The sequence below is a fragment of the Marivita lacus genome (assembly GCF_014637725.1).
GTDB classification, from domain to species: domain Bacteria; phylum Pseudomonadota; class Alphaproteobacteria; order Rhodobacterales; family Rhodobacteraceae; genus Marivita; species Marivita lacus.
In genome coordinates this window covers 32,087-53,894 of record NZ_BMFC01000012.1, presented here as the reverse complement: position 1 = coordinate 53,894, position 21,808 = coordinate 32,087, and the positions used below count along the sequence as shown (strand labels likewise).

12 protein-coding genes and 2 pseudogenes are annotated in these 21,808 nt (G+C 59.0%); 8 read left to right on the top strand and 6 right to left on the bottom strand.

Annotation, left to right across the window (positions count from 1 at the left end):
- The first annotated feature begins 103 nt into the window (after positions 1-103).
- From IEV82_RS18245 to brxL, 8 genes are read left to right on the top strand one after another with little or no spacing between them, the layout of a single operon-like run.
- Positions 104-982 (top strand): BrxR family helix-turn-helix transcriptional regulator, encoded by an 879-nt coding sequence (locus tag IEV82_RS18245; RefSeq protein WP_188483505.1) that lies wholly within the window; start codon positions 104-106, stop codon positions 980-982.
- Positions 983-1,495 carry a BrxE family protein gene (locus IEV82_RS18240; RefSeq protein ID WP_229747914.1) on the top strand — a complete coding sequence of 171 codons (513 nt, stop codon included), beginning with the start codon at positions 983-985 and terminating at the stop codon, positions 1,493-1,495. It abuts the gene before it with no gap.
- The gene (locus tag IEV82_RS18235) at positions 1,495-2,280 is read left to right on the top strand and encodes a DUF1819 family protein (RefSeq protein WP_188483504.1); all 786 of its coding nucleotides are present in this window, start codon (positions 1,495-1,497) and stop codon (positions 2,278-2,280) included. The genes IEV82_RS18240 and IEV82_RS18235 overlap by 1 nt, the downstream gene beginning before the upstream one ends.
- Complete coding sequence (locus IEV82_RS18230; protein ID WP_188483503.1) at positions 2,261-2,836, top strand: BREX protein BrxB domain-containing protein; 576 nt, start codon at positions 2,261-2,263, stop codon at positions 2,834-2,836. Before IEV82_RS18235 ends, IEV82_RS18230 begins: the two co-directional genes overlap by 20 nt.
- Positions 2,837-2,863: 27 nt before the next feature.
- Entirely contained in the window at positions 2,864-6,490 is a 3,627-nt protein-coding gene (gene brxC, locus IEV82_RS18225; RefSeq protein ID WP_188483502.1) for a BREX system P-loop protein BrxC, read from the top strand.
- A gap of 2 nt (positions 6,491-6,492) precedes the next feature.
- Positions 6,493-10,164, top strand: a complete 3,672-nt coding sequence (locus tag IEV82_RS23735) for an Eco57I restriction-modification methylase domain-containing protein (protein ID WP_229747913.1) — start codon at positions 6,493-6,495, stop codon at positions 10,162-10,164.
- A 3-nt stretch (positions 10,165-10,167) separates the two neighbouring features.
- Positions 10,168-12,693, top strand: coding sequence for a PglZ domain-containing protein (locus tag IEV82_RS18210; protein WP_188483501.1), 2,526 nt, complete (start codon positions 10,168-10,170; stop codon positions 12,691-12,693).
- Positions 12,690-14,774 carry a BREX system Lon protease-like protein BrxL gene (gene brxL, locus IEV82_RS18205; protein WP_229747912.1) on the top strand — a complete coding sequence of 695 codons (2,085 nt, stop codon included), beginning with the start codon at positions 12,690-12,692 and terminating at the stop codon, positions 14,772-14,774. The genes IEV82_RS18210 and brxL overlap by 4 nt, the downstream gene beginning before the upstream one ends.
- Positions 14,775-14,959: 185 nt before the next feature.
- Here the strand turns inward: brxL and IEV82_RS18200 are convergent, their stop codons facing one another.
- The 6 genes and pseudogenes from IEV82_RS18200 to IEV82_RS24190 all read right to left on the bottom strand — a co-directional run.
- Entirely contained in the window at positions 14,960-15,217 is a 258-nt protein-coding gene (locus tag IEV82_RS18200) for a hypothetical protein (protein ID WP_188483500.1), read from the bottom strand.
- Positions 15,214-15,888 (bottom strand): YcbK family protein, encoded by a 675-nt coding sequence (locus IEV82_RS18195; RefSeq protein ID WP_188483499.1) that lies wholly within the window; start codon positions 15,886-15,888, stop codon positions 15,214-15,216. Before IEV82_RS18195 ends, IEV82_RS18200 begins: the two co-directional genes overlap by 4 nt.
- Positions 15,889-15,961: 73 nt before the next feature.
- Positions 15,962-16,252, bottom strand: a complete 291-nt coding sequence (locus IEV82_RS18190; protein WP_188483498.1) for a DUF6127 family protein — start codon at positions 16,250-16,252, stop codon at positions 15,962-15,964.
- 19 nt (positions 16,253-16,271) lie between these two features.
- The gene (locus IEV82_RS18185) at positions 16,272-17,348 is read right to left on the bottom strand and encodes a DUF2793 domain-containing protein (RefSeq protein WP_188483497.1); all 1,077 of its coding nucleotides are present in this window, start codon (positions 17,346-17,348) and stop codon (positions 16,272-16,274) included.
- 13 nt (positions 17,349-17,361) lie between these two features.
- Positions 17,362-19,406: pseudogene (locus IEV82_RS24195) on the bottom strand (phage tail protein); the annotation flags it as partial.
- A 433-nt stretch (positions 19,407-19,839) separates the two neighbouring features.
- Positions 19,840-21,804, bottom strand: a pseudogene (locus tag IEV82_RS24190) (baseplate multidomain protein megatron); the annotation flags it as partial.
- Positions 21,805-21,808: the final 4 nt, after the last annotated feature.

The following is a 21,808-nucleotide window of genomic DNA, read 5'->3' as shown; positions in this document are numbered from 1 at the left end:
ACGCAGCATTTCGATTGAACACTTAGGGCCTCCCCGCTAGCGTGCAGACAGCACAAAAAATGGGCGCGCATATTAATCGTGCGTACCGGGTCGGGAGTGCGAAGTGGAAAACGATAAATCGGAGCTTCGTTGGGGGGTCGCGCAGCGCCTCGAGTTCATCGAGTTCCGATTGTTTTGGGAGGGGCATGTGAACCGCAGCGACTTGATGGAGCAATTCGGGCTGTCGGTGAACCAAGCGTCCGCTGACCTGAACCGCTATCTTGGTTTCGCACCGGACAACATGGTCTACGACAAGAGTGCGCGGACGTATGTACGTGGCCCCGACTATGCCCCACACTTCCTGAAGCCTGACGCCAGCCGCTACCTCGCGCAGCTGCGGTCGTTGGCGGACGGCATTATGGACAGCGACGATACCTGGATCGCAGAACTGCCAACCTACGATGCTGCACCAACGCCCGCCCGCGGTGTAAACCCTGTCATTCTGCGATCCGTTGTCGCCGCTATCCGCCGTTCAGAGGCCATTGAGGTGAAGTATCAGTCCCTGTCACGCCCTGAGCCGTGTTGGCGGTGGATCGCGCCCCATGCCATCGGGTTCGATGGCTTCCGGTGGCACACGCGGGCCTACTGTCAGATGGACGAGGTGTTCAAGGACTTCCTGCTCTCTCGCATCATCTCGACACGCAGCGTTGAAGCCAGTGAGGTCACGGATGCCGCCGATGCGGACTGGCAAGAGCATGTCACGCTTGAGATCGGCCCCCACCCAGAGCTGTCCGAAAGCCAGAAGAAAGTGATCGCACTCGATTATGGAATGCGAGAAGGCAAAGCAAAGATCCAAGTGCGCAGGGCGCTTCTCTATTACGCACTCAAAAAACTCGGGCTCGACAACAACGCTAAAACCCGCCCTCCCCAAGAACAGCAAATTGTCTTGGTGTCCCCAATTGCAGGCCTGGCACCGGGCAGTTCTATAGAAAGAGAGGGCTAGATGGTTCCTCGTGAGCAGTCTGATCTAATGCGGCGAATAATAAAACTTCGATATCTTGTCGGATTCCTCGGCGAGAAGTCACAGTGTAATTGGTGGCCAACATCGTTTTACGAGGCTTCAAGCATTCGCTTTCTCGAACCGGTTTTTTCGCGAACAGCTCCGCTGGCACAGTACCATGGCGCAGTGGAAGCGGCACGTCGGTTCCACGACGAAAACTTGAGCGTGGGGTCATTCCATATTTTCCGGCTTCCAGAAGAGATCGAACAAGACCTGCACGAAATGGTGCAGGCAGAGCAACTCGAGCTCTTTGATCCCAGCTTGATCGTGGATCAGGCGTCCGCTCTGAACGCTCTTTCCAAAGTCAGCAATGCAACGGCTGATGAGGTGGTCGGACCTGTGCAGGTTGGAAAGATCGACGAACTCCGCGCATCCTCTCTTTTGGACAAAATCGGCGCGATCTACCAGATGGCGCTGTCGTCCAACACACAAGCTCTTCCTTACTTAGTCGCATAATGGAACGGGCTCTATACACAACTCAGTTGCAGGCAGGGCTTGGTCTTGTGAACGAGACCAGAGCTCTTCTCGAGTTGTGGTCACCGGGCATGTCGGCGAGCCAGTTGCATGACATTGCCCTGAAATCTGGGAGATTTCCGGAGATTACTGCGCGACGCCTACGAAACATTGTCTCAGAATGCTTTGCGCCGCGCTATCTGACGGCCGATGGCGAACCAGCGCTGCATTTGAAGAAACTGTCCGCCGAACTCCCCGCATCTGAGCTAATTCAGCTTATGCTCGTTTTTACAAGCCGGGCGAATCCCATTCTTGGCGACTTTATTCGTGACGTCTATTGGGCGCGTTACGCGGGCGGCTACCAAGAGATCTCCAGCGAAGACGCACGGGCGTTCGTGGAGCGGGGAATTGACGATGGGAAGACATCGAAACGGTGGTCTGAATCGACGATCCGACGAGTGTCGGCATATCTAACCGGATGCTGTGCAGACTACGGTTTACTTGGACGCGGGTTACGGTCAAGTCGGCGCATTCTTCCATTTCGGATTTCAGCCACGACAAGCGCATATCTGGCATACGAGCTCCATTTCCGCGGAGTTGGCGACAATGCCGTCCTGAACCATGATGACTGGAAGCTCTTTGGGTTGGAGCGGGACGACGTTCTTGAAGAGATGAAGCGTCTTTCGCTGAAAGGTCTCATCATTATCCAATCCGCGGGAGATGTCGTGCGGGTCGGCTGGAAGCAACACGACATGGAGGAGCTTTGCGATGTCCTCGCTAAGGGCTGATTTTGACGAACTTCGTGAGAGGATTCGGCATGGCCGCGAACTCGGGCACGCGAGCTTTGAGCCGATCTACTACCTCATCTTTTCTCCGGAACAGGTTTTGGAAGTTAAACGGCAGACGCCCGCTTGGGAGGCAAAGTTACACCAAGAAGGATGGGACGTGCACGTCTTCTCGGTGGCCGAAAATCTGTGGGAACTGCTGCAGGAAGACCCCTTCTGGTCACTGTGCGTTCAACAAGACAAAGCCTCTCCAGATGATTGGGCCCGAACAAACCTGGCGCTGGCAGATATCGTTGCGAATGGTGGCGGCCTTTTGCGAAGGCTGGAGAACGCTCTGAAGCCCCTTGAGGGTAACCAGAGCGCGTTACTTTTGGTCACAGACCTCGAGGCGCTGCATCCTTTTCTTCGAATTGGCGCGATCGAGAGCCAGCTACAAGGCAAGTTTCATGTGCCTACAGTCTTTCTCTATCCGGGGGTTCGTACCGGAAAGACGCGTCTAAAGTTTCTCGGATTCTACCCCGAAGATGGCAATTACCGCTCTGTCCACGTTGGCGGCTAGAGGCAGAAAGGTTTTAGGGATACAAAAATGAGCATTAGATCTCTCTTCGATCCGAGCAAGGACATCTACAGGACCATCGAGAAGGTCATTACGTATGGCGCTGCCCAGGAAGACCGCCTGAAGTCGGAAATTGCCGAATACATTGTGACTGAAAGCATCGAGGAGCAGTTCAGACAGCTTCTCGATCGCATGCAGCTCGCAATGGAATCGGGTGGCGAGAACGAAGTGGGCGTGTGGGTCTCAGGCTTTTATGGATCTGGCAAGAGCTCTTTCACGAAGTATTTGGGTCTTGCATTCGATGACAAGCGCACGATCGATGGAACGCCGTTCATCAAGTATCTGCAAGATCGACTTCATAAGCCCCAAACCAAAGCCCTGCTGAACACAGTTGCGCAGCGATTCCCGGCAGCCGTTGTGATGCTCGATCTGGCAAGTGAGATGCTGGCAGGCGCGACGATGGAAGAAGTGTCCACCGTCCTGTATTTTAAGGTGCTCCAGTGGGCTGGCTACTCTCGCAACCTCAAGGTTGCGGCATTTGAGCGTATGGTCGAAAAAGATGGCCGTACCGAGGAACTACATCGACTCGTCGCAGAAGCGTTGCCAGGAGCGACATGGGATCGCGTACAGAACAATCCTCTCGCCATTGATGGCCTGATCCCCAAAATCGCGCACGAAATGTATCCAGCGTTATTCCCAGAAGCAAAAAGCTTCTCTTCGAGCACAGACGGGTTCTTCCAGTTCGAAGATCAACGCGTTCAGGAAATGATCGACATTGTGCGCTCCAAGAGCGGCAAGCAGAACATCATCTTTATCGTCGATGAAGTCGGTCAGTATGTTGCCTCGCGCGACAACCTTATTCTAAACCTGGATGGTCTTGCCAAGAACCTGAAACGCCTCGGAGATGGCAAAGTCTGGATCATTTCAACGGCCCAACAAACACTCACCGAAGACGATCCGCGGGCCGCACTCAACTCAGACAAGCTTTACAAGCTTAAGGATCGCTTTCCGATTCAGATCGACCTGGAATCAAGCGATATTAAGGAAATCTGCTATCGGCGACTGCTCGGAAAATCCCCTAGTGGTGAAAAGCAGCTCGGGAAGCTGTTTGACGCGCATGGTCAAGCGTTGCGACACAACACGAGGCTTCAAGACGCAAAATACTATGATGCTGACTTCAGCCGGCAGACGTTCATAAATCTATACCCGTTTCTCCCCGCTCACTTTGACATTCTTCTCCACTTGCTTGGTGCACTGGCCAAGTCGACTGGCGGCATTGGCCTTCGATCGGCTATCAAGGTGGTCCAGGATGTATTGAAGGGTGAAGGCGGAACAACCGCCATGGCAGATCAGCCAGTTGGCTGGCTCGCGACGACCGTTACGCTTTATGACGAACTTGAGAAGGACATTCGACGAGCTTTCCCGTCTGTACATCAGGCTGTCGGCAAGGTGCTCATCCGTTTCCCAGATGGCGACCTCCATCAAGATATTGCGAAATCAGTCGCGGTTCTCCAGATTCTCGGGAATTTACCAGTTAGCGTACAGAATGTCGTAAGCTTGATGCACCCTTCGATCACCTCAGCGTCCCAACTCGACGAGGTGAAGGAAGCTGTTGATGAGATGCTGGGTGACGTGCTGGTTCCGCTTGGAGAGAAGGACGGGAACCTTGTCTTCTTGAGTGAGAAACTTCGCGACATCGAGCAAGAACGCGGTGCCCTCGCGCTTCGCTCCGTTGATGTCCGGCGGATCTTCAGCGACTCTGTACGTGAAGTGTTCGACCCTTTGCCAAGAGTCAGTCTTCATGGAACGTTGGCCGTTGCATCCGGTATCAAGGTCCAATCTGGCAGCGCGGTGACAAGCCTTGCCGGAGACCAGAACACCGTCCAAACTGTCCTGGAGTTGGTGGCTGCCACCGACTATGACGCAGCACGCAACAGGATGGTCGACGAGTCTCGCAGCCGTACTGGTCGGAACATTATCGGCCTGCTTGCGCGCTCCAATCCGGAATTGGATGACCTAGCAAACGAAATCTATCGGTGCCAACGCATTGCTGAACTTCATCGGAACGAACCCGACCAGGAGGTCCGTGACTACTGCTCTGGCCAATTGGACAGGGCGGCCAAGCTGGCCACGCAACTTCAAAGCAAGATCAAGCAAACGCTCCAAGCTGGATCGTTCGTCTTTCGCGGACAGGCGACGGCTGTGTCTGCGCTTGATCCCAATCTACTGGATGCGGCCAGGAAGCTCTTGAATGATGTGGCGACGCAGGTTTTCGATCGATATGTCGAGGCTCCTGTGCGTGCAGGTACCGATACTGCCGAGAAATTCCTGAAGGTGGCCAATCCCGCTGCGATAAGTAGCGGGATTGATCCGCTTAGCCTCGTTCAAACCACCTCCGGTCGAGCGTCGTTCAAGACCGACCACAAGGCGATGATAAGCATTCGGGACTACATCGACAAACGCGGCACGGTAGATGGGAAGCGGCTGCTCGACGACTTCAGTACCGATCCTTTCGGATGGTCACCTGACACGACCCGTTACATTCTTGCTGCCATGCTGATGGCTGGAGAGATCAAATTGAAGGTCTCTGGTCGAGAAGTGACCGCCGCTGGGCAGCAGGCCATCGACGCGCTCAAGACAAACAATTCGTTCAAGCAGATTGGCGTTGCCCTTCGGGATGAGCGGCCGTCCAACGAAACGCTTGGCCGCGCAGCAGACCGTCTGACGGAATTGATTGGCGACGTTGTCATTCCGCTTGAACAGGAGATCAGCAAAGCCGCGGCAAAGCATTTTCCTCGTTTCCAGCACGACTACGGCTCACTGGGAGAGAAGCTCAGCGGGTTAGGACTTGCTGGAGGCGACCGTGTCCGAGTGATGAACCAAGAGCTTGCGGACGTCTTGTTCACAGACGCGTCAGAAGCGCCACAGCGCCTCGGCGCGGAGACGTCTGCTCTGTCCGATAACCTCAAATGGGCGCTTGAGGTGAAGCGTGCGCTGGACAATGGCCTTGATGGAACTCTGCGCGAACTCCAGTCGCATCGCCAAGATATTGAAGCGCTCCCTGATACAGGCGTGCCAGGTGAACTGCGGAATGAATTAAGCGAAGACCTGTCGGTACTCTCCAACCGCCTGAAAACTGAGGACTTCTTCAAGCACAGCGCAGACTTCAACTCGCTGCTGACGCACGTCAAAGGCCGCGTCCGTGAGGCTGTGATCTTGCTTTCAGACCAGCAAAAGCAGCGCATCAAGGAAGGTGCGGAGGAGCTTCAGCGCGTGCCTGAATGGGGAGAGTTGACCCAGGAAGAGCGCGGCAGCGCCATCGGCCAGCTGGACGGACTTGAATTGACGGCGACCCACGACCTTGTGGGCCTGCGCAAGCTGCTTGCCCGTGACTATGACATCAGCAGCACGATCGAGGAGCTTCGGCGCTCGATCCAGCGACAAGGCCAGGAACGCATCCGTCAGCGGATCGAGGACGAGCGCGCAGAGAAGGGTAAGAAGGGCCCGGCCAAGTTCGAGCAGGCGATTTCTGTGCCCACCAAAATGACATCGCCCGCAGACCTGGACGCGCTCATCCTCAAACTCAACGAGATCAAAGCTCAGCTCGCGCTCTACGACGAGATCGAAGTCTCGTTCAGCTTCGGCAGTGAGGAGTAAGGATGGCGTTTGATCAGTCCACACGTAACCGCCTCCAACGCTTCGTCACCGACGTACGCCGCACGCTGGAAGAAGAATTCACCCGTCAGCTCCAAAATGATTACGGGCTGGATCCGATTTCCGGCACGGCCTCCCCGCTCGAAAGCCTGCGCCACATCAACGACCAACAGCGCGAGACGGCTCGGATCCTGCGCGACACGCTGGCTCACTACTGCGCCAGCGCGGACACCGACACAAAGGCTGGGCTCGACCGCATCGTGCGCGAACAGGCCTTCACCGTCCTGAACCGTCTCGCGGCCCTCAGGATGGCCGAGGCCCGCGGGCTGCTCATGGAATCCGTCGGCAACGGATACCAGGCCAAGGGGTTCCAGCTCTACATCCGCCTAGCAGGTACCGGCCTGGGTGAAACCGGCGACGCCTACCGCATCTACCTCCAGAGCGTCTTTGACGAGCTGTCACAGGATCTGCCCGGGCTCTTCGACCGCTTCTCGCCCCAGGGTCGGCTGTTTCCGCGTGAGTCAGCACTCATCCAGGTCCTCACCCTCATCAACCACGGCGAGATCGAACCGCTCTGGGCCGAGGATGAGACGATCGGCTGGATCTACCAGTACTTCAACTCGAAGGAAGAGCGCAAAAAGATGCGCGATGCCTCCCAGGCGCCGCGCAACAGCCGCGAGTTGGCGGTGCGCAACCAGTTCTTCACCCCGCGCTATGTGGTGGAATTCCTGGTCGACAACACGCTGGGGCGGCTCTGGTTCAACTGGACGGGCGGGCAGACCGGCCTGCGCGATCGCTGCCAATATCTGCTGGTGAAACCGGACGAACAACCCGAACCCGCCAAACGCCTACGCGACCCCCGCACGATCAAGCTGCTCGATCCGGCCTGCGGGTCGATGCATTTCGGGCTCTACGCCTTTGATCTATTCCTGGAGATTTACCGTGAGGCCTGGGCGTGGGAGCAGACCCATGGCCCCGGCTGCCTGGATACCGAGACCGGCGGCAGCGCGGATCTGAAACCGCTCAGCCAGACCTATGCTGACCAGGACACGTTCCTGCACGACGTGCCGCGGCTGATCATCGAGCACAACATCTATGGCGTCGATATCGACCCGCGCGCGGCGCAGATCGCGTCGCTGGCGCTGTGGCTGCGGGCGCAGCGCGCCTGGCATGAGGCGGGCGTCAAGGCCAAGGACCGGCCCCAGGTGGGGCGTGGGCATGTGGTGGCGGCGGTCGCGCCCCCGGCCGAGGTGGACCTGCGCAAGCGGTTCATGGAAGAGCTTGATCCCTTGGATGCAGAGCTGTTCGAAAAGACGCTGTTCCTGCTCAAGGGCCTGCCAGAGCTTGGGGTGCTGTTGCAGGTTGAAAACGAGTTGCCTGCCCTCGTGCGCACAGTGTTTGGTGAGCATGGCGAGCTGTTTCGCGAGACAGACACCGACCAATGGCAAAAAGCGGAGGCTCGGTTGCGCGAGGCCCTAGCTGAGTTTACGAGCTCTGCTAATACCTCCTACCAAGATCGACTATTCGCGGGCGACGCTTTACAAGGTCTAAGGTTGGTGGATTTATCTGATCTACAATTTGACGTTGCAGTAATGAATCCCCCGTTCGGAGCGCCGCCACCAACGTACTCATCATACGGCGCGGCGTACTCGATTTCGAACCTTTATACCGCGTTTTTTGACCGATTGAGCTCTATGGGAATTCCATTTATTGGAGCTATTACTGATCGAACATTTGTAGTCCAGCCAACATTCGAGGCCTTCAGAGAGTGTCTAATTAACTCACAGACACCCATCAGTGCGCTTGCGGATCTAGGATGGGGTGTGCTGGACGCGAACGTCCAAGTGTGTGCATTTGCAACCGGGCCCAATCCGATTGAAATGTGCGCTTTTGTCGACGCACGGGAAGTAGAAGACAAAGCATCGGCCATTCTGCCTCAGTCAAATCAGTGGCTTTGGCGCACACGAGAAACCTTCGGGCGCCTGCCGAAGCAAGTACTTGCATATTCAATTCCAAACGAAATTCTTGAGCTGTACCGAGCATGTGACCCCCTAGATGCAATGTCAGTTCTGCCAAGAGGGTTGGGGTCTAACAAAGCGGAACGAACCTTCCGTGCGTGGGTGGAGGTTCTCCCCGAGGATACTGGACCAGATGGACGTTGGGTTTGCTTAGCCAACGGAGGTGATTTTTCTCCTTTTTGGCGCGAAGACCTGGGCGTTGCCGATTGGCGAGCAACAAACGGATTCCAATGGACAGATATGACTTCGTCAGACCCTTGGCGCCCGTACGATCAATCTGGAACAGACCAGTATTTTTTGAAAGGGTTGTCGTTTCCAAAGCAGTCGTCACGATTCCATGTTTCTCCATTGCCGAGTGGCTATGTGCCAACTCGCGAAGGCAAAGCCGTTCTCCTTGATTCTGAAAACGATCTTTTGCCAATGATAGCCATTCTGAACTCTGGACTTATTGGGTCGATTGTCAGGGATACTTGCGGCCTTCACAAGCAAGGGAAAGCGATCGGCTCCATTCCAATTCCGAAGTTTGACGTCGAGAAAAAAATCTTTCTAGGGGAAAGAGCTCAGAAGATAGCTATACGAACAAGACGAACCCATTTTTCGGATGAGTCATCGAGATATTTCATTCTCCCCTCAGAGATAAATCCGCTCTACGAAGAGGTAGACAGTGATGAAATTGAAAGGTTAGTGGCGGAGATAGAAAAAACGGTTCGCACTGCAATATCTCTAAGTGCGGAGGTGGAACAATGGCTCGATGACCCAGCTCTACCGGTTCCATATGTTCCTTCAAGCGAGGATACACGAATGTGGGCGGCCGGAGTAGTATTTGGACGGTTTGACTTTCGTTTAGCTACTGGGGAAAGGGAGATCCCCCGGGAGCCAGATCTCTTTGGGGAAGTGCCCTCTACAAGTCCGGGCATGTTGCCAAGTGGTGCGGAACAGTACCATCCATATTTTGGCATCCTGGTCGACGACCAGGGGCACAGACATGATCTCGCTCGCTTGATCGAGGAAGTGCTTGCTCTCGTCGCTGTCCCTGTGCCAGCTGATGTACGTCGCTGGATGCAAAGAGATTTCTTTAAATCCCATTTGGCAAAATACTCGATCGCACGTCGCAAGGCCCCGATCTACTGGCCGGTCTCAACCAGTTCGGGCAGTTACACTCTGTGGCTCTACTACCCCAGCCTGACCGACCAGACCCTCTTCAGCGCCGTCAACGACTTCATCGAGCCGAAGCTGAAGCAGGTCGGCCAGGACGTTGCCGCCCTGCGCTCCATAGGGAGCGCCCGGTCCCGCGACGACGAGAAAACCTTCGAGGCGCTCCAGACCCTCGAGCTCGAACTGATCGAGCTGCGCGACACCCTGTTGACCATCGCCCCGACCTATCGCCCGAACCACGACGACGGCGTCCAGATCACCGCCGCCCCGCTCTGGCAGCTCTTCCGCCACAAACCCTGGCAGAAGATCCTGAAAGACACCTGGGCCAAGCTGGAAAAAGGCGACTACGACTGGGCCCACCTCGCCCTGGCCTACTGGCCCGACCGCGTGCGTGAAAAGTGCAAGACCGACAAGTCGCTGGCCATCGCCCACGATCTGGAACACCTCTACGTCGAGCCAGACCCCAAACCCACAAAGGCCCGCGGCCGCAAGAAGAATGGGTAACGCATGAGTATTGCCGCCTTCATCCGTGACGTTATGCGCGAACGCCTTCTTAAGGCGGGCTGCATGGTCGTCTACGACCCTGATCACCGGTACCACGACCTGTGCTTGGGACTTGGCGATGACCGCATCCGTGTGATCGACGCCTCTGAAAGCAGTATCGAGAGCCGCCAGGAAGCGATCATGGCTCTGCGTGAAGTCGGCAAGACCACGCGTGAGATTGACGCGCTGGTGGTCTATGTTCCGCAGCGGCGCACGGAATCCGATGAAGAAAAGCAGGCTGACCCCTTCTCAATCTATGCACAAAGTGGAGCGGTCTTTCCCCAGGACGATGGTGACGACTACCTGAGCCTTTGCCTGCGCGCGAAGCCGGACCATGCGACCGAAATTCGCCGCATCTTCGCAGGCTCGCCCAATGGCCCGTCTTTTTCTGTGATCGATGCGATTGGCGGCGGCGCCAGCTGGCCGCAGCTCCGGGCCGCGCTTCGGGTCGAGTCGGGCCGCGAAATCCTAACGGCGCTTCTGTCGCCGAGCGCCAAGCAAGCCGACGCCCTCAAGTCGCAAGAAGGCTGGAGTGACGAAGCCAGGGAGTTCCTGCGCGCGACCCTGGGGATGAGCGTCAAAACACGAGGCAAGACCTGGACGTCGATCGCCGATGAACTCTGGCGTTTCGTTCTCTTCAGCGAGTTTGTCTTTGATCTGCCGGTTCCCCTGCCTGAATCACTCAAGGGCGTTCCACACTCGCCAATCGAAGCGAAGCCGATCATCGAGGATGTGTGCGATCGCCTCCGCACCAATCCTGCAACTCGTGACACCTACATTGAGCGCGCAGAGGCAATTGAGCTTGAACTCGCTCTTCCGGAGCAGTGCCGCGACATCGATGACCTTGGTGATCGCGACACGTTCCCATTCGAGGAGCGCACCTTCCTCAAGGCAGCAATCAAGGGCATCTCGACCAACGAGACGGATACGACCCGCAGCATCATAAGCCGCCATAAGGATTCTGTCTGGCTGGGCAAAGGCGAAAGCCAGGCGCAGTGGGAGTTGATCCGCACCGGCCTAGCGCTGATCGAATGCTGCGACGACAACGAACGCCAGCTACCAGAACACGCCCGATCACAAGCTGATTTGCTGGATTTCTACCTAGGAAGCCTGCGAGAAGCGGACCGTCTTCAACGCGAATTTGAACAGGCGGTTGGCGACTTTCTCGACTCCCACGGCATCATGCACGAAGTCATTGACCAAGCCCGATCCCGGTATCGTCGCCTGGCTGAAAAGGTCCAGGCAATCTTCATTAGGCATATTGAGGACGCCGGTTGGCCTCCGGAAGGCAGATTGGCAAATGCAGACGTCTATGACCGAATACTGGCTGACCGTCTGAAAGAAAATGGAAGAAAAGTTGCTTATCTCATGGTCGACGCCCTGCGGTACGAGCTCGGCGTAACGCTTGAAAAGCAGCTGTCTGAAGACGGGCCAGTTGAGCTGCAGGCGGCCTACGCCCAATTGCCGACGATAACCCTTGTCGGTATGGCCAGCCTTCTTCCTGGAGCCAGAACACAGCTGTCGCTCGAGATGGAAGGCGAGGCGCTGGCGCCAAAACTGGGAACGGCCAAGGTTGGGAACGTCAGCCAGCGCATGGACGTGCTTCGAAAGAAGCTTGGTGATCGGTTTCAGGAGATGCCACTGAGCGACTTTGTTCGCGGAAAGCCAAAGATAACGACCACCGTTGATCTTCTAGTGCTGCGATCAACCGAGATCGACAGTCAGCTCGAGAGCAATCCTGAGACCACCCTCGGCTTGATACCCAGCACATTGAAGCTCATTCGTGTTGCCCTGCACAAGCTGCGTGGAATGGGATTCAAAGAGGCCGTGATCGTCACAGACCATGGCTTTTTTCTCAATGGTCATGCTGCAGCCGGGGACGTTTGCACTAAGCCACAAGGGAATTGGCCGGTTAATGCGCATGATAGAGCCCTGCTTGGGAACGGAAACAGCGACTCTCATAGTGTTGTTTTGAACTCGGAGAAGCTGGGCATCCGAGGCAGCTTCGCCCAGGTTGCTCTGCCCAAGAGCATGGCTCCCTACAGGGCAGGCCACCTTTACTTCCACGGCGGAGCCTCCTTGGCGGAGTCAGTTGTACCTGTGATTGTCGCGCGCCTAGATAGTAAAGAACATTCGAGCGCAACCAAGATGACCGTCGAGCTCAAATACAAAAATGGCGCGAAACGAATTACGACGCGAGTACCCGTTGTGGAAATTGCCTTGGTTTCTGACGATATGTTTTCTCAAGAAGAAAGCGTTGAGGTTCTAATTGAAGCCCAAAACGGAAAAGGAAATGTGGTTGGTGAGCCGCGAGCGGGCGGTGATGTAAATCCCGCCACACGTACAATCACCCTAACGCCGGGACAGCGGAAACAGATTGCACTGCGAATGGATCCCGACTTTGAGGGAAAATTCTCGATAAAGGCCTTGAACCCAACAACTTTAGCGAGCCTAAGCACGCTTAATCTTGAGACGGACTATACCGTATGAACGACATGGACGAACTGGATCAGCGCCTCACGTCAACATTCGATGGAAAGGTGGTGCGAAAAGACCTGCTTCATCGGATCAAGAAGGGGACAAACGTACCCACATTCGTGCTTGAGTTTCTGTTGGCTCGTTATTGTGCAAGCGACGATCAGGCGGAAATGGACGCGGGCATGGAGGCCGTGCTTGCAACGCTTCAGGACAATTATGTAAGGCCCGATGAAGCCAATGCTGCGCAGTCTAAAGTTGCGACTAAGGGCAAACACCGTTTCATTGACAAGGTTCATGTCAGATACGTTGAAAAGGAAAAAAGGCACTGGGCATCACTGGAAAACTTCAATTCACAGAGGATTGCAATAGGCGAAAAATTCTATCGTGACAATGAGAGGCTTCTAGAGGGCGGAATCTGGGCCGAGGTTACACTTTCACATAACGACATCGAAGAAGATGATTACGCGTTCTATATAGAAGACCTGCGCCCAATTCAGCTCTCACGCTTCGACTTCCAGCAGTACACAAATGGCCGCAGCGAATTCACGCGAGACGATTGGATCAACATCATCATGAGATCGGTCGGTCTGGAACCGTCCAAGCTTTCTCAACGGGTTAAAATGCACTTCGTGGCTCGGTTGGCTCCGCTTGTAGAGCCCAACTACAACTATATCGAGTTGGGCCCTCGCGGAACCGGAAAGTCTTATTTCTTCAGTGAATTCTCGCCCTACGCCACGCTCATATCTGGCGGCCAGGCAACAAAAGCAACGCTCTTCTATAACAACGCTCGTCGCAAAGTTGGCTTGGTCGGTTACTGGGACACCGTTGCATTTGACGAAGTTGGAGGGATCAAGGTCCGTGATCCGGATACGATCCAAATCATGAAGGACTTCATGGCGAATGGACGGTTTTCGCGTGGCGCGGAAGTCATTGCGGATGCGAGTCTCAGTTTTGTAGGCAACATCGACCTGTCAGTGAGCCAGGTCGTTAATTCGACAGAATACGACCTTTTTCAACCGCTACCACCTGAACTTGATCTGGCGATCATGGATCGGTTCGCAGCATATATCCCAGGCTGGGAGTTTCCTAAGAACAGCAGCTCATTTTTGACCAGCCGATATGGATTTATCACCGACTACCTTGCTGAGGCATTTCACTATCAATTCAAGCATACGAACAGATATGAAGAGGTGAACCGCCGCATTCGCCTTGGCAAAGCTGTTGAGGGGCGTGACGAGAAGGGCATCAAGAAAACAGTAGCAGCGTTTCTGAAAATACTTCATCCGAACGGTATGCCGAGCAATCAGGAATTCGAAGAGTATGTAGCGTATGCCACCGAATGCCGTCGTCGGGTGAAGGAACAGATGAACAAGCGCAAACCAGATGATGAGTTCGCCTTGATTAATCTCTCCTACTTTACTTCTGATGGATCAGAAGTGGTTGTGTACTGTCCGGAGTCGAAAGACGCGGCAGCTACCCAGGAGCCAACAAGGAGAAGGCTGAACGTTTCTGTGCAGCCTGAAGCTCAACCCGATGAAAAAGAAGCACCGAGCAACCACACCCCTGAAGTTTCGAATAGCCAAACACCAGCAGCGCCAAGCGAAACAAGTTCCAGTCAGCCCCGGGCTCACGAACAGCACTTCACGATAATGTATGGAGACACGGGGCACAGTTACGAGTCGATTATTGGACCATACCTTTTCGGTGCGAAGGCCGTGGTGATAGAAGATCCCTATATCCGACTCCAGCATCAAATCCAAAATTTCGTCAGGTTCTGCGAGACAGTACTTAAATCTGGAACGGTAAAGAAGATTGAGCTCGTCACCGGATATGATGATCGGACACAGCTCGCGGAAATACAGGAGAAACTTGATGACTTGAAGCAAAGCTTGCTGGAAGTGGATGTCATTCTTGATGTCAAACTCAACGCAAATATGCATGATCGTGAAATTCGGCTAGACAACGGCTGGGTCATTAAAATTGGCCGGGGTCTTGATTTTTATCAGCGTCCCATGAGTTGGTTTGAGGTTGGGGTGCATGATCTAAGCCTACGAAAATGCTTGGAAACCAAGGTTGATATTTATAAGGTCTAAACTGCCAGCTAGCACGCTGTCATTATCATCGACACGCTCTCGCCTGGCCCCGCATCACGGCGTAATCACGCATTATCTCGACTACGGCCGAGCCATTTGGCAACAGTTCCAGTTCCTCGGCTGCCTGCGCCTGAAACTTGCGGCTGTATTCCACAACTGGCGGACATAGTGCCACGCCGTTTGGTTCAAAACTCTCCGTCGCGCAGCCGCTCACCCAGCTCGTCGCGATTGTGAGGACGACGAGCCGCCGCCTCCAGCATCCGGCGTTGCGTTTCATTGCTTTTCTCCGTGGTTTCGAGACGTTCCGCTAAGCGTCCGACGCGCTCGCCAGAGCGGCGGATCGACAGCAGGAACAGGACGACGGTGAGAGAGATCGCAGCGTAGCGAAGAGCTGCCCTCGCCCATGGTGTGGCGGCGATCCCGGTAAGAAGCCCGGCGATCACCGCCGCCCCCGCTTCCAATCGTCAAGCCGGGCGTAGATCGTGACTGCGATCCCCCCGAGCGCCACGGTGATGAACACCCAGCGGAGTGTGTCAAAATATGGCACCAGCGGCAGGATGGCGGTCTGCGTCTCGGCCATAACGCTATGGACCACCTCGACCCCGGCCGCGCCAAGCGTGGCCACTCCTGCTGCCCCGCCGCCCTTCATTGTGCGACTGTCCGCCAGCACTTCGCGCGCGGGTGGCGCGTCATCGGCGAAGGCAGTTGCCCGTACCGGGAACCGCTCGCCCCACTGGCGCGCGGGGCCAAGATCGACATGGATGAACCCCGAGCGCGGATAGAAGCCGAAGCCGAGGAACCCGACTTCGCGTGCCGCCGCCTCGAACACGACCGGGTCGTGGTTCGACATTGCGATATCGAAGGCGGCACCGTCGAGATGCTTGGACCGCCCTGCCCCACCGACGGCGCGGTTGTGCTCGGGGCTGCGATAGGCGGAACGCACGATCAGCGGTTTGCCCAGCCGGTCGCGCAGCGCCTGCAGCTTGTCGAGGGCGGGTGCGTTGATGAGCAGCTTGCCGGTACCGCGACAGGCGATCTCGGCGGGCGAAAAATTGGTCCAGCGCCAGGCGCTTTCCGGCACGTCGCGCCAATGGAGGTGGAAGGTCGTGGTCATGGGGTCCTCCGAAAACGAAAAACCCGCCTCGAGGGCGGGTGCGGTTGGAGTGATGAGTGGGTATGGGGCGCGGCTACGGGCTGCCACCGAAGACTTTCATCTTGATGGCGATGCCAGCAAGGAGGGCAAGCAGAACCGCCGTGGTCACCGCACGGACCACCGTCTGCACGGCGGTGCGGCGCACCAGCCGGAGAAGATCCAGCATCGAGCGTAGGTCGCGGATATCGAGAGCGGCTTCGTCGCCGTCGAGCCCGACATCGGCCAGCGCGCGTTTGGCGCCTTTCTCGGCCGCACGAGCCAGCATGGCCTCGAACTCGTCGTCGGGCATGCGCACGAAGCCTTGGTCTGATCTGGGTGGTGTCATCGGATCCTCCCTCTGCCGCTCAGCCGACCTTGCAGCCCCAGAAGGACGTCTGATCGGCGGCGAAGTAGCCGTCTGTGACCCGGAAATCCCCCTGCAGCTCGACGGTGTCGCCCGCGCTGAGCGGCATCATGGTCTGCAGCCAGAGCGCGGTGGCGAGCGAGACGTGATCGCCGCTGATTTCTCCCAGCGAGCCGCGGATTTCGCTCAAACCGTTCAGCACAAGTCGCCCGCGCATGCGGGCCGTTGTGCTGGCGCCCGCCTTGTAGAGCAGCGTCGCGCCGAAGAGGTAGGTGCCGTCGACCGGGGCCACGAAATGGTTGTTCGCGGCGTCGAACGCCCCCTGATCGTTATAGTCGGTGTTGTTCAGACCGATCTTCGTCCAGGTCCCGACGCCGACGTAATTGTCGTAGTTGCTGTAAGCCTTGAACCGCGGCAGCCGGGGCTGGTCGACGATGCCGGTGGCGTTGTCGACGCTCAGCCCGTCGAAGAAGGTGCTGCCGTCAGCTGAGACCGCGAGGCGAAAGCGGTCGGAGCCGAAGAGCCCGACGAGCGCCTTCGTGATGAAGCCGGTCTGAAGCGTGAGGCCGAGATCGTCGCCCGCAGCCTCCTTGTTCATGGTGTAGAACAGATCGCCGGTGCCACCCTCGGCCGCGGTCTTCGCCGTCCAGAGCGCGGCGTTCAGCTTGGCCGAGAACGGGTTCGACGCATCGGCCGTGGTGCCGAGCCCAAGCAGCGCAAGGTTCTGCAGCGCGGCCGGCGTGGTCCCGACCCAGCTGGAACCATCGTAGACCAGCAGCAGGCCCTCGTCCTCGACCCACGCGCGCCAGCCGGTCCTCGGTGGCAGACGCAGCCACACCCCGTCCGTCCAGAGCGCCACGTTCAGGTCCCACCCCGCCCAGTCGCCGGTCGCGCCCGACCCAACGATGTAGCGGTCGCCATCGGCGGGGCTGCCGGGCGGCGCGGTCAGGTCCCGGTCGAGGACGGAGAGCTGGACAAGCCCATCGATGAGCCGCAGCGCCTCATTGTGGGTGACGTGCTTCTGGGCCTGTGCAGCGAGTATGTAGGGCAGCAGGAGATGGATCGTTGCGTCGGACATGGGGCGCTCTCCTTCAGAATTTGAGCGTGACGGTTTTCGGCGTGCCCCGACCGACGAGGGCGGAGAGCTGGAAAATGCGGATGTCGAGCGTATCGCCGGGGTCGAGCGGCGCGCCCCGGTCGGCGATCTGCTGAGCGGCCGTGTAGACCGCGCTGGTCGTGATCGCGCTCAACACCCGCTTCATCGTCGCGCCGTCGAGGATCTCGACCTCGTAGGCTTCGAGCTCTTCTCCAAGCGGCACCTCGAGCCCGCCCCAGCTGTCGGCCGCGAGCGACCGGGACCGACGCGTCCAGCGGATTGTCAGATCGCCGGGACTGCGCGCCTTGCGCCACGGCTGCTCCACATGGGCGACGGAGAACGGCCGCAGCCCAACGCCCTCAGCCGTGAAGGTCTGCGCCACATAGGTCTCGTCGCTCACCGGGCGGCTGGCCGGGCCGATGCGCCAGTTCCACGGGATGCCGACATCGGCCTCGGCAATCGGCAGGGACGCGAGAGTGCTGTCCAGCACGACGACCCGCGCGCCAGCAGGTGTAGGGTTCCCCATCGCGCCTTCTGTCCCGCGCTGGCCGCGCAGCAGGCGTGTCAGTCGATACCGGCCGGGCGCCAGCAGTTCCGCCGCACCCGCCTGCACGATCTCCCAGACGCCCGCCGCGCTCTCGACGGCCAGCGCGTTCGCCCCGCCGAACAGGGTCAGGTCCGTGACGCTTTCCAGCGTGCCGGTGAGCAGATCGACCACCAGCGCATTGCCGAGATCGAAGCGCGACGTCGGCCCCGCGAAGAAGTCCGAGACCAGCGTGCCGATCCTGGCGCGGGACTGAGCCGTTGTCAGCAACTCGAACCCATCGGTCGCGGGGCTGCGGAACACCGCCATCTCGCCGGGCCACGGCACGGCATGCGCCGCGACCAGCGGCCGATGCGCGGGCTGGTCCTCGGTCAGCTGCGGCAGGTCCATCAGAAGCGCGTCCAGCGCGCCGAACACCACGGCGCGTGAGAGCGAGACCGGGCGGGCGTCGCCGGGCGGCAGATCATAGACCGCGCGGTCCTGGCGCACCGCCTCGATGCTGCGCGCCCCGGCGTCGGCGATGGAGACCAGCCGCAGATCGACCAGCCGCCCGTCATGATCAAGCCGGACGACATCCGCCGGATCGAGCGCCAGGCGCGAGGGCGGCAATCGGAATGCCGCCGTTTCGCGCCCCACCCACGCCTCCATCAGCGCCCGGCGGCAGCGGCGCTCGGCTTCTTCGGGCGGCACCGCCATCGGGAAGCTCTCCAGAGCGACGCGGGTCGTATCCACGGTGATGCGCCGCGCCTCGACCTGTGCCGCGTCGTAATCCTCATCGGCCCGGGCGACCTGCCACTTCAGCGCCTGCGGCAGTTCGGTTTCCTGCCCGCGCGAGAGCTCGATCACATCACCTTCGCGCGCGGCCACCAGTTCGTCAGGCGCGAGTGTGGCGACGGAGGCCCTCCCGCGCATCACGAAGCGGATCACGCCCTCGGTCTCGACGGCGTCGAAGCCGAAATGCCGCGACAGCGTGGTGATCGAGGCGCGCGGGCTCTCGAGAGCGGTGATGATGTAACCCTCCACCGCGCCCCAGAGCCCGGTGACGTCGATCCGCGCCTCGGGCAATCCGGCGCGCAGACAGAGGTGGCGGACCAGTGCTGCCAGCGACACCGCGCCCAACCGACCGGTCAGCCAGTGGCCGAGCCGCCAGTTCGCGCCGTCGGTCCAGACATCGGTCAGCGCCGGGAAGAACGGATAGGGCCGCGCATCCCATGTCCAGGCGGCGCATTCAGGAACGTGGACCATCCGGCCGCCGTAGACCGAGGACAGCGGGTTGTTCGCGGCATCGCCCCACCAGAGATACGTTGCCTCGAGATAAGCGCGCTGGATCGCGTCGTCGCGCCAGCCCCGCGAGAAATGCGGTGTGAGACTTTCCGACGATTTGGGATCGTAAAAGACATTCGGCTGGTTGGTGCCCCGGTCGATGGCAGGACAGCCCAGCTCGGTGAACCAGATCGGCTTGGACTGCGGCACCCAGTCGGTGGTGGAGACCCCGATCTCGTGCACATCGAGCGCCAGGGCAATGACCATCTCTCCCGCCACAGCCGAGACCGGGCCAAAGCTCGTTGGCACGATTGCGTCCCCCAGAAACACCACGGTGAAGGCAAGCTCGAACACATCCCCGGCGCTGCCATGCGTCCTGACCGCAATGTCGGTGATCGGGTGCGGGCCTTGTGTCAGGATGACCTGATCGTTGAAATAATACCGAAACCCCGCGTAGCCGCCGGGATGTTCCAGCAGGATGCGCGCCGAGGAGCTGCTGCCCTGCTGGCACCAGGCGGTCACGCGATAGCGCGTGCCGTCTGTCACGGTGAGGTTGGTATTCAGCCGCGCCCGTCCGCCTGCATTGCCGCTCGAGACAATCCGGGCGGCATGGACGTAGCGGTCGAGAACGATGCCGGGTTCGGACAGGACCGATGCGCCGACGATCGGCACCCATGTGTCGGGCTGTGCCGCATCCGGATGCAGCGCCCGGCGCACGCCGCCGGGGCGATCGTGATGCGGCTCCGACCACCAGCTGCGCAGGTCCTTGTAGCGGAACACCCACGGCTCCCCGTAAGCGCCATCGGTGATCGCGGTGCGCATCTGCGTGAAACGGTCCACCCCGCTGGCATAGAACCAGTCGAAGCCTTCGTCGCCCGCGATGTTGGCCTGCAGATAGGCGCGGTCATGGATCGCGGGCCAGCCCTCGTTCGCATCCGAGTGTTCAAACCCGTCGCGCCAGTCGGAGATCGGCATGTAATTGTCGATGCCGATGAAATCGATCGCCGGATCGGCCCAGAGCGGGTCGAGGTGGAAGAGGGCATCATTGCTGCTGTCGCCCGGCTGGTGGCCGAAATACTCCGACCAGTCGGCCGCATAGCTGATGGCGGTGCCTGCGCCGAGGATCGCGCGCACATCTCCCGCCAGATCGCGGAGCGCCTGCACCGCTGGATAGGTGGACGCGTCCGAGCGGATCGTGGTCAGCCCGCGCATCTCGGTGCCGATCAGGAAGGCATCGACGCCGCCCGCCGCCGCACAAAGATGGGCATAGTGCAGCACCATGCGGCGCAGACCCCAGTCCTCTGCAATGCCGGTCCAGGACACCGTGTCCTCCAAGACCGCGAAGTCCGAGGGGCTGGCGTGCCCGAACAGCGAAGCGACCTGCGCCGCGGCCGTGGCGGTCTTGTCCACCGATCCAGCGAACCCCGCTGCAGGCGAACAGGTGATCCGCCCCCGCCAGGGGAAGGCTGGCTGACCTGTCTCGGCGGCGTTGTTCGAATACGGGTTCGGTAGCGTGTTGCCGGGTGGCACATCCATCAGGAGGAACGGGTAGAAGGTCACGCGCAGACCGCGCGCCTTCATCTCCCGGATCGCCTCGACCACTGCGAAGTCGGAGGGCGTGCCGCCATAGACGGGGCGGTCCTGATCGTCGCGGCTGACGAGGAAGGCGTTGGCGCGGACGACACCGTTCACGCTCCAGATCAGCGGGTCGGTGGTCTTCTCCGGAACCTCGACGCCGGGCTGCACCTTGCACGATCCCGCCCGTAGATCGTCGCCGAACCAGGCGACGACAAGACTGATGCTCTCGACCTTGGGTGCCATCGCCTGCAACCGGTCCAGCGCCTCCACCATGTCGGTGGAGTCGGCTAGCGCGTTCAGGTTTTCCGGAACCTGCGCGCCCGCCGCGCCCTTGCGGATCGCTGTCGTTGCATAGGTGAACTCGCCTGAGGCCGGGATCATGGTGACGGCCTGCGTGAGCCCCTCGGCCGTGTCGGGGTCAGCCAGCGGCCGGAACACCTCGAAACTCAGCTGCGGGATGCGGTTGCCATAGGTGGAAAGCGCCAGCTCCTCGAAGACCACATAGGCCGTGCCGCGATAGGCGGGTGTGCTCGCCGCGCCCATCTTCGCGGCGATGAACGGATCGGCCGTCTGCGCCTCGTCGCCCGGATACCAGCGCCAGGTGACGCCCGTGAGGTCCATCGGCTTGCCGTCGGCCCAGATGCGCCCGATGCCGGTGATCGGGCCCTCGCACAAGGCAACCGCAAAACTGGCGTAGTACAGATACTCGGTGGTCTTGACCTTGCCGCCTCCGGTCTTGCCGCCGCCTTGGGTCGTGGTGCTGGTGTCCTCGCGGAAATCCGTGGCCCAGATGATGTTGCCCCCGATGCGCATCCGGCCGTAAAGGCGCGGAATCACGGCTCCTTCGGTGGCCGAGGTGATGCGCAAGCTGTCGAGCCGCGCGCCCTCGATGCGTTGCGTGGGCGCCAGCGACGAGATGATCCAGCTGTCGACAACCGAACCGACGGTGGAGCCGACAAAGCCGCCGATCGTGGCCGCGCTGACGCCGAGGATTGCGCCGCCTATGCTGCCGCCAAGGGCGGCACCGGCCGCGCCGAGAACGAGTGTGGCCATGTTC